Source organism: Pseudomonas sp. CCC3.1 (assembly GCF_034347405.1).
GTDB lineage: Bacteria > Pseudomonadota > Gammaproteobacteria > Pseudomonadales > Pseudomonadaceae > Aquipseudomonas.
Window position 1 is genome coordinate 3,979,259 of sequence record NZ_CP133778.1, and the last position, 15,177, is coordinate 3,994,435.

15 protein-coding genes are annotated in these 15,177 nt (G+C 55.9%); 3 read left to right on the forward strand and 12 right to left on the reverse strand.

All coding sequences use genetic code 11. The features are described 5' to 3' along the window. Positions 1–6: 6 nt before the first annotated feature. Positions 7–549 (reverse strand): YaeQ family protein, encoded by a 543-nt coding sequence (locus RHM56_RS17500; RefSeq protein WP_322234465.1) that lies wholly within the window; start codon positions 547–549, stop codon positions 7–9. 208 nt (positions 550–757) lie between these two features. Here RHM56_RS17500 and RHM56_RS17505 point away from each other — a divergent pair, with 208 nt between their 5' ends. Beyond that, positions 758–1,957, forward strand: a complete 1,200-nt coding sequence (locus tag RHM56_RS17505; protein WP_322234468.1) for a CaiB/BaiF CoA-transferase family protein — start codon at positions 758–760, stop codon at positions 1,955–1,957. Positions 1,958–1,999: 42 nt separating this feature from the next. Continuing rightward, entirely contained in the window at positions 2,000–2,866 is an 867-nt protein-coding gene (locus RHM56_RS17510) for a TIGR02285 family protein (RefSeq protein ID WP_322234470.1), read from the forward strand. A 141-nt stretch (positions 2,867–3,007) separates the two neighbouring features. Here RHM56_RS17510 and RHM56_RS17515 read toward each other — a convergent pair whose 3' ends face one another. The 6 genes from RHM56_RS17515 to xerD form a co-directional block, all read right to left on the reverse strand. Further along, the gene (locus RHM56_RS17515) at positions 3,008–3,430 is read right to left on the reverse strand and encodes a response regulator (protein WP_322234473.1); all 423 of its coding nucleotides are present in this window, start codon (positions 3,428–3,430) and stop codon (positions 3,008–3,010) included. Between the two features lie 118 nt (positions 3,431–3,548). Continuing rightward, on the reverse strand, positions 3,549–5,657 hold the full coding sequence (locus tag RHM56_RS17520; protein WP_322234474.1) for a transporter substrate-binding domain-containing protein: 2,109 nt from the start codon (positions 5,655–5,657) through the stop codon (positions 3,549–3,551). Between the two features lie 119 nt (positions 5,658–5,776). Further along, on the reverse strand, positions 5,777–7,186 hold the full coding sequence (gene thrC, locus RHM56_RS17525) for a threonine synthase (RefSeq protein WP_026014323.1): 1,410 nt from the start codon (positions 7,184–7,186) through the stop codon (positions 5,777–5,779). A 110-nt stretch (positions 7,187–7,296) separates the two neighbouring features. Continuing rightward, positions 7,297–8,601, reverse strand: coding sequence for a homoserine dehydrogenase (locus tag RHM56_RS17530; protein ID WP_019411644.1), 1,305 nt, complete (start codon positions 8,599–8,601; stop codon positions 7,297–7,299). Positions 8,602–8,737: 136 nt separating this feature from the next. Further along, a complete protein-coding gene (locus RHM56_RS17535) occupies positions 8,738–9,469 on the reverse strand; it encodes a thioredoxin fold domain-containing protein (RefSeq protein ID WP_322234476.1) in 732 nt (243 codons plus the stop codon). A 136-nt stretch (positions 9,470–9,605) separates the two neighbouring features. Then, complete coding sequence (gene xerD / locus RHM56_RS17540) at positions 9,606–10,502, reverse strand: site-specific tyrosine recombinase XerD (protein ID WP_322234478.1); 897 nt, start codon at positions 10,500–10,502, stop codon at positions 9,606–9,608. A gap of 120 nt (positions 10,503–10,622) precedes the next feature. Here xerD and RHM56_RS17545 point away from each other — a divergent pair, with 120 nt between their 5' ends. Further along, positions 10,623–12,422 (forward strand): sodium:proton antiporter, encoded by a 1,800-nt coding sequence (locus RHM56_RS17545; protein WP_322234480.1) that lies wholly within the window; start codon positions 10,623–10,625, stop codon positions 12,420–12,422. A 138-nt stretch (positions 12,423–12,560) separates the two neighbouring features. Here RHM56_RS17545 and RHM56_RS17550 read toward each other — a convergent pair whose 3' ends face one another. From RHM56_RS17550 to rpsP, 5 genes are all read right to left on the reverse strand, one after another. Then, a complete protein-coding gene (locus RHM56_RS17550; protein WP_322234482.1) occupies positions 12,561–12,968 on the reverse strand; it encodes an acyl-CoA thioesterase in 408 nt (135 codons plus the stop codon). 97 nt (positions 12,969–13,065) lie between these two features. Then, positions 13,066–13,416, reverse strand: a complete 351-nt coding sequence (gene rplS / locus RHM56_RS17555) for a 50S ribosomal protein L19 (RefSeq protein WP_003440273.1) — start codon at positions 13,414–13,416, stop codon at positions 13,066–13,068. Between the two features lie 45 nt (positions 13,417–13,461). Further along, positions 13,462–14,214, reverse strand: a complete 753-nt coding sequence (gene trmD / locus RHM56_RS17560; RefSeq protein WP_026014324.1) for a tRNA (guanosine(37)-N1)-methyltransferase TrmD — start codon at positions 14,212–14,214, stop codon at positions 13,462–13,464. Between the two features lie 2 nt (positions 14,215–14,216). Next, a complete protein-coding gene (gene rimM, locus RHM56_RS17565) occupies positions 14,217–14,756 on the reverse strand; it encodes a ribosome maturation factor RimM (RefSeq protein ID WP_019411650.1) in 540 nt (179 codons plus the stop codon). A 5-nt stretch (positions 14,757–14,761) separates the two neighbouring features. Further along, on the reverse strand, positions 14,762–15,013 hold the full coding sequence (gene rpsP, locus RHM56_RS17570) for a 30S ribosomal protein S16 (RefSeq protein WP_019411651.1): 252 nt from the start codon (positions 15,011–15,013) through the stop codon (positions 14,762–14,764). Positions 15,014–15,177 lie beyond the last annotated feature (164 nt).

Sequence of the window (15,177 nt, forward strand, 5' to 3'; positions counted from 1 at the left end):
AAGGAATTAGCCGCGTTCGCCGGCCAGCCACTGCAATTGCACTTCGTGTTGACCACGGTCGTCGGTCACAAAAATAGTGCCTTCGCTGATCATCACGTCCCACTTGATAACGCGCGGCATGTCTTTGGCCAAGACTTCCAGAATGTCTTGTGGAACGGCCGCAATGTTGACGTTTTTCAGGGTTTTGATCGCAGGGATGACTTTGCCTTCCCACACACGCAAGCTGCCATACGCCAGCAGGCTGGTGCGTTCGGTGCGGCGCGAGCACCAGGTCAGGCGGTCGGCATCGGGCTGGCCGACTTCGATCCAGTGCAGAACACGGTCATCCAGGCTTTTTTCCCACAGCGCTGGCTCGTTTACATCTGAAAGACCACGACCAAATGACAGCTGCTCGTTGTACCAGAAGGCGTAGGCCAGCAGGCGAACGGTCATGCGCTCTTCAGTTTCCGAAGGGTGACGGGCAATGGTCTGCTTGACGGTTTCATAGACCCCACGATCGAGATCGGTGAGGTTGAGTTCAAACTTGTAGGTCGTGGACGGCTGGGCCATGAACGGGCTTCTTGATACGGAGAAAGGCCGCAAGTCTAACCGATCCGCCGGTCACTGGGTGCCGTATGCAAAACACACTGACTGCGAGGGGATCCGCGCAGGCTTGAAGAAAACGGGTTGCTGCGCAACCCTTCGCAGCCTGCGGCAGCGACTGCGGCTTTTTTTGTGTTAAAACGCTGTACTCGCTCGCTCTGCACAAGGACTCCGCATGCCGCTCGCCACCAAACCTCTTTCAGGCCTCAAAGTTATCGAACTGGGCACGCTGATCGCAGGTCCTTTTGCATCGCGGATTTGCGCCGAATTTGGCGCGGATGTCATCAAGGTGGAATCACCTGACGGCGGAGATCCGCTGCGCAAATGGCGCAAACTGTACGAAGGTACGTCGCTGTGGTGGTTCGTCCAGGCGCGCAACAAGAAATCCCTGACGCTGAACCTCAAGCACCCGGATGGCCTGCACATCCTCAAGCAACTGTTGGCTGAAGCCGACATTCTGATTGAAAACTTCCGCCCCGGCGTGCTGGAAAAACTCGGCCTGGGCTGGGATGTTCTGCACGCTCTCAACCCGAAACTGGTGATGGTGCGCCTGTCCGGCTTTGGTCAGACAGGGCCGATGAAAGACCAGCCGGGGTTCGGCGCGGTCGGTGAATCCATGGGCGGGCTGCGCTATATCACTGGCTTCGAAGACCGGCCTCCGGTGCGCACCGGTATTTCAATTGGCGATTCGATTGCCGCGCTGTGGGGCGTGATCGGTGCCTTGATGGCGCTGCGTCATCGCGAAGTGAATGGCGGCCTGGGCCAGGTGGTTGATGTGGCGCTGTACGAAGCCATTTTCGCCATGATGGAAAGCATGGTGCCCGAGTTCGATGTGTTTGGTTTTATTCGCGAACGTACGGGCAATATCATGCCGGGCATCACGCCCTCTTCGATTCACACCAGCGTGGACGGCAAACACGTGCAGATCGGAGCGAACGGCGACGCCATTTTCAAACGCTTCATGCTCATCATTGGCCGTGAAGACCTGGCCAACGACCCGGCATTGGCCACTAACGATGGCCGGGACCTGCGTCGTGATGAGCTGTATGGCGTCATAGACCGTTGGGTAGCCGCACTCCCGCTGGAGACGGTGCTCGAACACCTGAACACGGCGCAAGTCCCCGCCAGCCGCATTTTTTCGGCTGAAGACATGTTCAGCGACCCACAGTTTTTAGCCCGCGAAATGTTTCTGCAAGCCAAACTGCCTGATGGCAAAGACTTCAAAATGCCGGGCATCGTGCCAAAGCTTTCCGATACCCCTGGCTCAGCCGATTGGGTGGGGCCTGAACTGGGCGCTCATAATCATGAGGTCTTGGGTGATCTAGGCTACGACGTCACGGCCATCAACAACTTGAAGCTCGCAGGCGCGATTTAACGCGTGCGCCCTTTTTAATGACTGCCCAAGGAGACCAGCACAATGACTAGTCGCTGGACCAGATCCGGTATGTGGGCAGGCTTGATCACATCAGCCTTACTTTTCTGGGCCTCGGACAGTTTGGCAGCAGAGAAGCTCATTTGGCTGGTGCGAGACCTGCCGCCACTGACGATGCATGATGGCCCACAAAAAGGCCGAGGCATCATTGACCAACTGCTGCCCGTGTTGATGGCCAATATGCCGCAATATCAGCACGTCATCATGCGGGTCAATCGTGCAAGGTCAATGCAGATGCTTGAAGGCTCACAGCTGAGTTGCGACCCAATGCTGGTGTGGAACCCCGACCGCGCCCTGCGAATTGCCTACTCCAGCCCGATCATCGGCTTGCACAGTAACGGCCTTGTGATTCGTCGTCAGGATCAACCGTTGATCGCCCCGTTTGTACACGATGAGTCCGTCGATCTGTTGGCCATGCTTAATTCGCAGTCAGTGAAGCTCGGCATCGTTGCCAAACGCAGTTACGGCACATGGATCGATGACCAGTTGTCTCATGGCCCTGCGAGTCAATTCTTTATTCATTACGGCAACGATGCGCTGGGCAGCCTGTTACAAATGCAGCAGGCTGGCCGTTTGCAAACGCTGCTGGGCTATTGGCCTGAAATTCAGGCAAAAGCCAAACAACACGGTCTGTCGTCCACAGCGCTGGTTTTTTACCCCATCCAGGGCGCCCCGCCTTATCAGCCTATTTACGTAGGCTGCTCAAAAACACCGGAAGGGCAACACGTCATTGCCAGCATTAATACCGTGCTGGGTAACTTGGCTCACGAACCGCAGACGTCACCAGAAACTTTCTGGATAGACCCCAGCCAGAAAGCTGAAGACCCCGTACCGGATGCGCCTGCGCCGTGACAAAAAAAACACAAAAAAAACCCCGAGAAGTGGGGAGTCAACTCGGGGTTTAACAAGGTCATGATGACCTGCTCAACAGGCTACAAGTATCGGAGCAATAGACTTGATCCTGTTGATGAAAAATCTGACACAGGCAACCCGCTAAAGGTTCCCTGCCACGTGCAATCTATTCGCACTTTCAGCGTCGGCACGTACGTTGTACGCGTCGAGCAACTGCCCTAGCCCATTGATCGTCACCGGTTTTGGCAAGTACCCCAAGACCTCGAGCCCTTCCTGACGAGCGGTGCGCACCGCCCTTTCTATAATGTGCGGTGCGGCGCAACTTAGAATAATCAGCGCCTGCGCCTCACGTTTGATGGCCAGTTCTCGAATCAGATCCAGCCCGGACAAACCATCCAGATACAGATCACAAATAGCAACATCGATCCCCCCTCGATTAGCTATCGAGCTGCGGGCGGACTCAATGCTTTCAGCAGCCAGAACATCAAAAATGCGAAAGGCATTGAGCATCTGGTGCAACACCATGAGTTGAAAGGGATTGTCTTCAAGAATCAAAACTTTCATTGAGCGCATCACGGACCTTTGGAGTATTGCGCACACTATCGGCAAGGGGATCAACTCTAGTGCGATTGCCTAAGAATCGACATAAGACAATTCTTAAAAAAACGTAAGATTTTTCAAATCAAAAAATGCCACTCTGTGCGCCTCCCCCCCACTTTTTCTGCACCGAAAGATCAAACCAGCCCCCAACCACGCCCTCTAAATGACCGCAATCCGCGTAAAAAGGCACTATCCAGCAATACACCTCGCCATTGACGGTTTTGAATGGCTCGCTGCGCTTTTGATAGAAAGGCTTTCGATTACGAAGAACCGACATGATTTCGGTGTGGAATTGCTCGGCAACGCCAGCGGGGAAAAAATCCGACTCAGTCATGACGCGTCCGCAAATCAGTTCGAGACGAGTCGAAAAATACTCTTCGTAAGTGCGATTACAGGTGATCATTTGCGCTTCAAGCCCCTTCACAAAAACCGGGCAGGGGATCGCATCAAAGCAGCGTTGCTGAAACCCCTGGTGCTCGCGCAAACTGCTTTCGACCTGTTGTCCAAATCGCAACCGTGTTGCCAAACGCCGGTTCCACACCACCAGCATCCCGCCCAGGGCAATGACCGCGGCCATGATGGCGTACACCCACGGCGCAGAGAGCCCTGCTGACTCAGCGGGCTCCTTGCCAGTCTCATGCAGCCATTTGATCCGCATTGCCTGCATGTCAGCCACCGGCAACGCCTCCAACCCTTTGTTCAGGATATCGAGCAGTTCTGGAGACTGGGTCGAGACTGAGAAGTTGTCTGAAGACCATCGGCCATCAACGCTTCGCCCGACTTTCAAGCGTTTTGTCGGATGGAGATACGCCTGGGTTTCATTCTGAATGGTGGCAATCGCATCACCGCGCTCAACCAGTTGGCGCGCCTGGGTGTAGTTCTCGACCATGCGTAAGGTGATCTCGGGATAATCACGGCGAATCATGGGTTCGAGTGCATGTTTGGCCGGCAACGCCAATACCTGGCCTGAGAGATGAGCCAGGGAGCTCAGCTGGAAATCATTGATGCTCACCACGAAGACCCAAGGCGCCCCACCATAAGAATACGTAAAGTTTAGAAACGCCTGACGCTCGGCATTTTTGGACAAGGTTGTGTTCATCTGCGCTTTGCCGCTTTTGAGCATTTCCAGGGTTTGTACGGTGGAAAAACTCTCCTGGTGCACAAACTGCAAACCGGTCATGCGAGAGATACGCGCCAGAATATCCACGCTCAGCCCATCCCAACCTTCTCCAGCCTTTTTAAAGATGTACGGCGGATATTGCTGAGAGGCGACAATGACCACCGGATTTTGCTTTATCCAGGCTTGTTCCTTGGGCAGCAGCTTAATGCGCTGCTCGATGCCACCTGGCCCGGTTGTCCAGCGTGAAAGGATCAACTGCTCAACGGCGTCATCCAGGCTGCTCAGTGCTCGATCAATCAACGCCAACAACTGAGGATCATCGCGCCGGGTGGCAAAGGTAAAACCGGACACCGGCAATGCGCTGTCACCCACGATGTGCACACCCGCGTAGGACTTGGCAGTTTTAAAGGCCCGAATAATGACCTCATTACCCACCAGCGCATCAATATCCCCCTCAGACAGCGCCTCCAGTGCACTGTGCAACGTCGGCGTCAGAATGATCTCGCTGTTGGGGTAAAACGCATCGGCCACCCACTCATCGACTTCCCCCTCCAGAAAGCCGACTTTCTTGCCGCTCCACTCTTGGCCTGCTGCGGAGTCATCTCCTCGCCCCACAATGACTGAACGATCCACCATGTACTCCGTGGAAAAGATCATGCCTTCAATGCCGCGCTCATAGCCGTTGGCACTGGCCAGAATGTCGATCTTGCCCGAGAGCAGCGCCGCCACCGCCTGGTCGCGCTTGCTGAACCCCAGCACTTGAACCGCCGCCCCCAACTTGTCACGCACAAGGCTGAGGTAGTCGGCGCTGATGCCCTGATAACGATTGCGATCGGTGACGGTGTCCATCGGCGCGTAACCGCCCAAGCTGATGCCCACGCGCAACGGCCCACGCGTTTCCAGCCATTGCTGTTGTTCACGATCAATCTTTAAAGGGGGGAGTTCGATGAAGCTTTTGGGGAGTTTGAAAGGCAGGCCTTGCGCAGCATGGGAGACGGCGCTAACGCTCACCAGACCGATTAACAGTGCGAAGAACATCCCTGATTTCAGCACGCGGTTAAAACGTGACATGACAGCCTCCTTGACCGACCGCTCGCCAGCATAAGGAGGCGAAAAGGGAACAAGTTTGCCATGCAGCCACAAAAAAGCCCGTCAGATGACGGGCTTCAAAATGCGTAAGAAAAAGACCTTTAAAGTGCCTTTCCGCGATTGCCATGCTGACTCACAAAGGCCTGTACGGCTTTCAGGTCATTGGCCAACACGGTGTAACGCTCTTCCCTTTCAAACAAATCCGAAAGGTGAGCAGGCAGCTCTAACGCTTTTCCTACGCCTGCTTTTTCAACGGCCTCCGGGAATTTGACCGGATGCGCCGTTCCCAGGATCACCATCGGGGTATCCAGGCTACGACGGCACTCGCGAGCCGCCTTAACGCCAATGGCAGTGTGCGGATCCAGCACTTCGCCCGTTTCAGCGAACACCTGGGCAATGGTTTCGCACGTTTGCTCGTCATTGACAGCCAGCGAGTCGAACAAGCGACGCGCTTCGGTCCAGCGGTCTTCTTCAACGCTGAAATTGCCGGTTTGCTTGAACGCATCCATCAGGCCGGCAACCGCCGCGCCATTGCGCCCGTGCAGGTCGAACAGCAGGCGTTCGAAGTTCGAGGAAACCATGATGTCCATCGACGGCGACAAGGTCGCGTGCAGAGTGTCTTTGGCGTACTGATTGCCGCTCATGAAGCGGTGCAAGATGTCGTTGCGGTTGGTGGCAACGATCAACTGGTTGATCGGCAGGCCCATGTTGCGTGCCAGGTAGCCCGCAAAAATATCGCCGAAGTTGCCGGTTGGCACCGAGAACGACACTGAACGGTGCGGGCCACCCAATTGCAGGGCTGCGTGGAAGTAGTAAACGATCTGGGCCATGATCCGCGCCCAGTTGATCGAGTTCACGGCAACCAGTCGCGTGCCCTTGAGGAAGCCCTGGTCAGCGAAGCTGGCCTTGACCATTTCCTGGCAGTCATCGAAGTTGCCTTCGATGGCGATGTTATGGATGTTGTCACCGAACAGCGTGGTCATTTGGCGACGCTGGACTTCCGACACCCGGTTATGCGGATGCAGGATGAAAATATCCACGTTTTCGCAATGCTTGCAGCCTTCAATCGCAGCCGAGCCGGTATCACCCGACGTCGCACCAACGATCACTACGCGCTCGCCACGCTTGGCCAGTACGTAATCCAGCAAGCGACCCAGCAACTGCAGAGCAAAGTCCTTGAACGCCAGCGTAGGGCCGTGGAACAGCTCAAGCACCCACTCATTGCCCTTGAGCTGGCGCAGCGGGGCAACCGAGCTGTGGGCAAAAGCTGCGTAGGTTTCTTCCAGAATTTTTTTGAAATCGGCATCAGGAATGCTGCCGGTAACAAACGGGCGCATCACCCGGAATGCCAGCTCGTGGTACGGCAGACCCGCCCAGGAAGCGATTTCTTCTTGCGTAAAGCGCGGCAGGTTTTCAGGAACGTACAAACCGCCATCACTGGCCAGACCGGCCAACAGGACATCTTCAAAATTCAGGGCCGGTGCTTGGCCACGGGTGCTGATATAGCGCATTTTTTTTCAAACCTTGGGTTTGAGCGGTAAGCGGTTCAGCTGCGAGCGACAAGTAAAGACAGAGTGGTTTTTAACTTGCGGCTTGCAGCTTACCGCTTACAGCTGCTTCATTAATTAAGACTTTCCACGCGGATGCGAACAACTGGGCCAACCACGCCTTGCAAGGCTTCCAGCGCGGTAATGGCATCGTTCATGTGCTGTTCCAGTACACGGTGAGTCAGCAGGATCATTGGCACCAGACCGTCATGCTCTTCGACTTCTTTCTGCATGATCGATTCGATGTTGATACCGCGCTCCGACAAGATGCTGGCCACTTGGGCCAATACGCCCGGATGATCCTTGGCCTGGATGCGCAGGTAGTAAGCACTTTCGCACGCTTCGATCGGCAGAATCGGGTGATCAGAAAGTGAGTCCGACTGGAAAGCCAAGTGCGGCACGCGGTTCTCAGGGTCGGAGGTCATGGCACGCACCACGTCCACCAGGTCAGCAACGACCGAGGACGCCGTAGGCTCCATGCCAGCGCCAGCGCCGTAGAACAGTGTCGAACCTGCCGCATCGCCATTGACCATCACGGCATTCATCACGCCGTTGACGTTGGCAATCAGGCGATCAGCCGGGATCAAGGTCGGGTGAACCCGCAATTCGATACCGCTGGCCGTGCTGCGCGCAACGCCCAGGTGCTTGATGCGGTAGCCCAGCGCTTCGGCGTAGTTCACGTCAGCAGTGGTCAGTTTGGTGATGCCTTCGGTGTAAGCCTTGTCGAACTGCAACGGAATGCCAAAGGCAATCGACGCCAGAATTGTCAGTTTGTGCGCGGCATCGATACCTTCAACGTCGAACGTCGGGTCGGCTTCGGCGTAGCCCAACGCTTGCGCTTCAGCCAGCACGTCTTCAAACGTACGACCCTTTTCGCGCATTTCGGTGAGGATGAAGTTACCAGTACCGTTGATGATGCCCGCCACCCAGTTGATGCGGTTTGCAGACAGGCCTTCACGAATGGCCTTGATCACCGGGATACCGCCAGCAACGGCTGCTTCGAACGCCACGATCACACCTTTCTCTTGCGCCTTGGCGAAGATTTCGTTGCCGTGAACAGCAATCAGCGCCTTGTTGGCCGTGACGACGTGCTTGCCGTTTTCGATGGCTTTGAGCACCAGTTCGCGGGCGATGGTGTAGCCGCCAATCAGCTCGATAACGATGTCAATTTCAGGGTTGGTCGCAACAGCGAATACATCGTTGGTAATGGGGGTACCGGTAATGTCGCACTGAGGGTTTGGCGTACGCATGGCAATTTGCGCAACCTGGATACCACGCCCGGCACGGCGGGCAATCTCCTCGGCGTTACGCTTTAGTACGTTGAAGGTGCCGCCACCGACGGTCCCGAGCCCACAGATACCTACTTTGACCGGATTCACGCTGAACTCCCCATAAAACGGCCGACTCAAGGTCGGCCGTGAAAAACAACCGTGGATTGCCACGGTTCTCTATTAATAGCCGGGCAGTTGAGCTGCCCGGCCATGATCGTTACCGGCTTAGCGTAACGACGCGCGATTATTTAACACTGAGTGCCAGCTTGCCAACCTGCTCAGCAGGCTGGTAACCCGGAATCACCTGGCCATCGGCCAAAACGATGGCCGGCGTGCCATTCACGCCAATCGACTGGCCCAAAGCAAACTGCTTGGCCACCGGGTTGGCACATTTTGGTGCATCAACCGTTTTGCCGTCAGTCATTTTGTCCATGGCGCTTTTCTTGTCCGCGGAACACCAGACCGCTTGCAGTTGCTGGTCACCCGGCGAGCCTAGGCCCTGACGCGGGAACGCAACATAGCGCACTTCGATGCCCATTTTGTTCAATGCCGGGATTTCGCCGTGCAATTTGTGGCAATACGGGCACGTGGTGTCGGTAAAGACGGTGATGTGTGATTTGGTTTCGCCAATCGCCGGGTAAACCACGGTTTCAGCCACCGGAATACCGTTGATCAACTTGGCGACGCCGGAACGCTCAGCTTTTTCGGTCAGGTTGACCGGCTTGCCGTCCTTGAGCTGGAACACGTAGCCTTGGACGATGAATTGGCCATCGGCACTGGCGTACAGCACGCGGCTGCCCTTGAGTTTGACTTCGTACAGGCCGGCCAGCGGGCTGGCGCTGATGCTCTCGACCGGAACATCCAGTTGCAGTGTTTCAAGGCTTTTGCGAATGGCTTGTTCGGCACCGGTGTCGGCGAAAGAAAAGGTACTGACCAACGCAATAGCTGCGGCGGCAAACATGTGGATCAAGCGCATGTGAACTCCTGAAGGCGGACAAACGGCCAAACCTGAATACCCGGATCTAAAAAGGGTTTTGGCGGCTCGCTTTCGAAACCGGCAAAGCCTACCACAGATGGCCCGCAAGACCGACTCTGGCCGTGTGTCATCTGTCTTAACCGCGGGGGTGATGAAGGGCGTGCAGGTCTTGCAGACGAGCCCGCGCCACATGGGTATAAATCTGCGTCGTGGACAAGTCGCTGTGCCCCAGCAGCATTTGCACCACGCGCAAGTCGGCACCGTGGTTGAGCAAGTGGGTGGCGAAGGCGTGACGCAAGGTGTGCGGGGACAACGACTTGTCGATCCCGGCCACCTTGGCCTGATGCTTGATCCGGTGCCAGAAGGTCTGGCGGGTCATTTGCTCACCACGCTGACTGGGAAACAACACATCGCTGGGGCGGCCATTCAATAACTCATGGCGAGCATCACGCATGTAACGCTCGACCCAGACAATCGCCTCCTCCCCCATCGGCACCAACCGCTCCTTACTGCCTTTGCCCATGACCCGCAACACACCCTGCCGCAGATTGACCTGTTCCAGGGTCAGGCTGATCAACTCGGTCACCCGCAGACCGCAGGCATACAGCACTTCAAGCATGGCGCGGTCACGCTGACCGATAGCATCGCTCAGGTCCGGGGCAGCGAGTAACGCTTCTACATCAGCCTCTGACAGCGACTTGGGCAACGGCCTGCCCAACTGCGGCATATCGACTTGCAAGGTCGGGTCGACGGCAATCAGCTTTTCACGCAGCAAATAACGATAGAAACCACGTGCCCCGGACAAGAAACGCGCGGTCGAACGCGGTTTATAGGCCTGATCAAGACGCCAGGCCAAATGATCGAGGATAAGGTCACGCCCGGCATCAACCAGTTCAATGCCGCGCTCCTGCAACCAGCCATTGAACAGGGCCAAATCACTGCGATAGGCATCGCGGGTGTTGTCCGACAGGCCTTTTTCCAGCCACAAGGCATCCAGAAAACGGTCGATGAGAGGATTGTCGATAGCAGGCATTGGCACTCGTACAGCACGGCCCGCAAGCCGCGCATAAATAAAATGTGAACTGAAAAATCGACCGCTAGTCTTTCATAGCCAGCTGATGCCATAAACCCTTCGTTCTTACAGGATTGCACTATGACCGAACAACAGATTCTGCTGTCCTTCGGCGGTATTGGCATTGCAGCCCTCGGCTCTCAATGGCTGGCCTGGCGCCTCAAGTTGCCCGCTATTCTGTTTTTGCTGCTGACCGGGATATTGGTCGGGCCGGTTTTAGGCTGGCTGGACCCGCAAGCACTGTTCGGCCCCCTGTTGATGCCGCTGGTTTCTCTGGCCGTGGCGTTGATTCTGTTTGAAGGCAGCCTGACCCTGCACCTGTCCGAGTGGCGTGAAATCGGCAGCGTCGTGCATCGACTGGTGACCATCGGCGCACTCTCGACCTGGGCAGTGATTACCCTGGCCACGCATTGGCTGCTGGGCTTTGACTGGCTGCTGGCATTGCTGTTTGGCACCCTGACCCTGGTCACCGGGCCAACGGTGATTGTGCCGATGCTGCGCGTGGTGCGGCCCAAAGCATCGATTGCCAACATCCTGCGCTGGGAAGGCATCGTCATCGACCCGATTGGCGCTCTGCTCGCGGTGGTGGTTTATAGCTTTATCATTGCCCGGGCCAACGATAACGGCCTGAGCCAAAGCTTGCTGACCTTTGCCGGGGTCATTATGTGCGGCAGCCTGTTTGGCGTTATCGGCGGCTGGATCATGGGCCATATCGTGCGCAAGCAGTGGCTACCGGAATACCTGCAAAGCCTGGCGACGCTGGCGGGCGTCCTGGGGATTTTTATTGCCGCCAATCAGGTGATGCACGAGTCCGGCCTGCTGGCGGTGACGCTGATGGGCATGTGGATGGCCAACATGAAAGGCGTGGATGTGCGCAACATCCTGCACTTCAAAGAAAACCTGAGCATTTTTTTGATTTCCGGCCTGTTCATTCTGCTGGCGGCGCGTCTGGACTTGAACGCCATGATCGGCCTCGGGCCTGCGGTGCTGGTGTTGTTGCTGATTATTCAACTGATTGCCCGCCCGTTGAACGTCCTGCTCTCGACCTTCGGCTCAAAACTGAACTGGCGTGAACGCGCATTGCTGGCCTGGATTGCGCCGCGAGGGATCGTTGCCGCTGCCGTGTCGGCGATTTTTGCGATTCGACTCAACGAAGCAGGCCATGAAGGTGCGCTGCTGCTGGTGCCGCTCACCTTTGCAGTGATCATTGGCACCGTGGTGCTGCAAAGCGCCACAGCCCGCCCGCTGGCCCGTTTGCTTAAGGTGGCAGAACCTGCGCCCAGCGGTTTTTTGATCGTGGGTGCCAACGGCCCGGCCCGAGTCATCGGCAAAGCACTGCAACAATTGGGCAGCCGCGTGGTGCTGACCGACTCCAACTGGGAAAACATCCGTGCAGCGCGCATGGACAATTTACCCACTTACTTTGGGAATCCGGCTTCACAACATGCCGAGACGCACCTTGATTTGGTGGGACTGGGGCATTTACTCGCCTTGTCGGCTTCTGGCGAGCTGAACACGTTGGCGGCTGTGCGCTTTCTTCATGAGTTCGGACCTCGGCGCGTGTTTGCCTTGGCCAACGTTCAGGACAACCGTCGCTCCGACAAACACCGCGCCAGCCATGAGTACCGCGGGCTCGCGCTGGGTAATCCGGCGCTGACCTATGGACAGTTGGCCAGCGAATTGAGCCAGGGCGCCGAGATGTACAGCACCACCCTGACCGACAACTTCACCTGGGAGGACTACCTGAAACTGCACGGCAAACGTGCCACCCTGCTGTTTGCCCGCGACAGCACGGGCTGGGTGCATGTGGTAACACCTGAGAGCGAGTTAAAACCGGGAACGGGGTGGACGTTGTTGGCGTTGATCAGGCAGGACGGCTGAATGCCCCTTTGATCGTGCTCTGGTAAACCAGTTCGAATGGTTTACGGCTGCTGCGCAACCGGACGTAGCCTCGCAAAGCTCGACAACTGCTACGGACGGCGATGCTGCGGCCCGCATCGCGGCTACAGCTTCAAGGCTTTAAAACCCTGGCAACACCGGCACCGGGCGCTTGTCGTCGTCAATGGCAACAAAACTGAACACTCCCTGGATCGCCAGTTCACGGCCATCGTTGCTCATGCTTTCGACATACACCTCGACTTCTACCTTGAGACTGGTATTGCCCACTTTAACCACGCGGCCAATCAACTCGACAATCGAGCCCGCTGCAATCGGGTGGTTGAAGTCGATGCGATCGGTCGAAACGGTGACCAACGGCAAGCGGCAAAAACGGGTCGCCGCGATGAACGAGACTTCGTCCATCCAGGCCAGCGCAGTGCCGCCAAACAGAGTGTTGTGGTGGTTGGTGGTCGAGGGGAATACGGCTTTGGTGATGCGGGTGACGGACAGTTCGGTACGGCGCTGAATCTCTTGCTCACGCGAAGTCATGCTTTTTAACTACCTACAACTGGACAAAGGTCTGACAAATTTCAGACAACAAAAAAGCAGCCCGAAGGCTGCTTTTTTCTGCATCGGGAAGCTGGACTTAAGCCAGTTTTTCCTTGATGCGAGCTGCTTTACCGGACAGGTCACGCAGGTAGTACAGCTTGGCTTTACGAACGTCACCGCGACGCTTCACAGCCATGCTGTCGATTTGCGGGCTGTAGGTCTGGAAAGTACGCTCTACGCCAACACCGTTGGAGATTTTACGAACAGTGAAAGCACTGTTCACGCCACGGTTACGCTTGGCAATCACTACACCTTCGAAAGCTTGCAGACGCGAACGATCGCCTTCCTTCACTTTCACCTGAACGACAATGGTGTCGCCCGGGGCAAAAGGAGGGATCTCTTTGGTCATCTGCTCTGCTTCGAGTGCAAGGATGATTTTGTTAGTCATGCTGTGCTCCTAAGGTAGATCGTCTGATCTACCATCGATACGTTGTTAACTATCGTCCCGCGCGAGGATGTATTCCTCGAGCAGCTTCTTCTCTTCTCCAGAAAGCGAGCGGCTTTCCAGAAGATCGGCGCGTCGTTCAAAGGTCCGCCCAAGGGACTGCTGTAAACGCCAACGCCGGATGTGTGCATGATTGCCACTTAGCAATACGTCGGGAACACGCTGATCCGCATACACCTCCGGTCGGGTGTAGTGCGGGCAATCCAGCAGACCATCCGTAAAGGAATCTTCCTCAGCGGAGTCCGCATGCCCTAAAGCTCCGGGCAGCAGTCGTGTAACCGCATCAATCAGAACCATCGCCGGCAGCTCGCCACCGGAAAGTACATAGTCACCAATCGACCACTCTTCATCGACATAAGTGTTTATAAAACGCTCGTCGATGCCTTCATAGCGACCTGCAATGAGGATTAATGCTTCCTCATTCGCCAGCTCGCGTACCGCCGACTGATTCAGTTGACGGCCTTGGGGCGACAGGTAAATAACCTTCGCCGCCTCTCCGGCTGCTTCTCTGGCCTGAACCAGTGCATCTTCCAGAGGCTTGATCTTCATCACCATGCCCGGACCACCGCCAAATGGGCGATCGTCCACAGTGTGATGTCGGTCCGTTGTGTAGTCTCGCGGATTCCAACAGGTGAGCTGCAAGAGCCCTTGTTTCACCGCACGACTAGTGATGCCGTAGTCGCTGATGGCGGAAAACATTTCGGGAAACAAACTGATCACTTCTACGCGCAATTTAGCCACGCTTAGAAGTCCGCATCCCAATCCACCTTCATCTCGCCCGCTTGCAGGTCGATGCTCAACACGCATTGCTCTGTATAGGGCAACAAGCGATCACGATCGTCCAGGCTACCTGGGCAAGGTTTGACTTCCATGACATCGTTCGAGCCAGTTTCCATCAGATCAACAACCTTGCCGAGCAATTGCCCTTCGAGGTTGGTCACTTTAAGACCCTGCAGCTGGTACCAGTAGTACTCGCCTTCGGTCAGTTCAGGAAACAGGTTGCGCGGCACGCAGATCTCAAATTCGCGAAGAAGACCTGCTTCATCACGATCATCAAGACCCTTGAGCTTCACGACCAGAAACTTGCCGTTATGAGAACGGCCACTGACCAGCTCTGCCTGTCGTACATCATTGCCGCGCCGAAGCGTCAGCTTTTTGTAGTCCAACAGGTTATCAATTGGATCCGTAAAGGAATAAACCTTCACTTCGCCGCGCACGCCGTGAATGGAGTAGATTTTGCCGATAACGATCAAATCATCAGCAGTTTCAGGCGTCACGCTCATATTGCTCAGGCCGCAGCCTTAGCGTTTTCTTTAACCAGCTGAGCAACACGCTCAGACAGTTGAGCACCAACGCTCAGCCAGTAGGCGAGGCGGTCTTCTTTAACGGAGAAACGAACTTCTTGACCACGAGCAACCGGGTTGAAGAAGCCAATTTGTTCCTTGTGGGAACCGTCACGTGGGTTACGGCTATCGGTAACGGTCAAGTGGTAAAACGGGCGCTTTTTGGAGCCGCCAAGGGCAAGACGGATTGTTAGCATGTGAACATCGTTCCTGTAGTCGGTGCTGCAAATCTAAATGCACAGCGGGCATAGGTGCCCGAAAGGCCGCATATTCTAAGGAATATCCGGACTTTTGCAAATGTCTTTTTCTGGCGCCTATCGGCGTGCCATGTAGATTTGCTATAAGGCCGCCACGAATGACG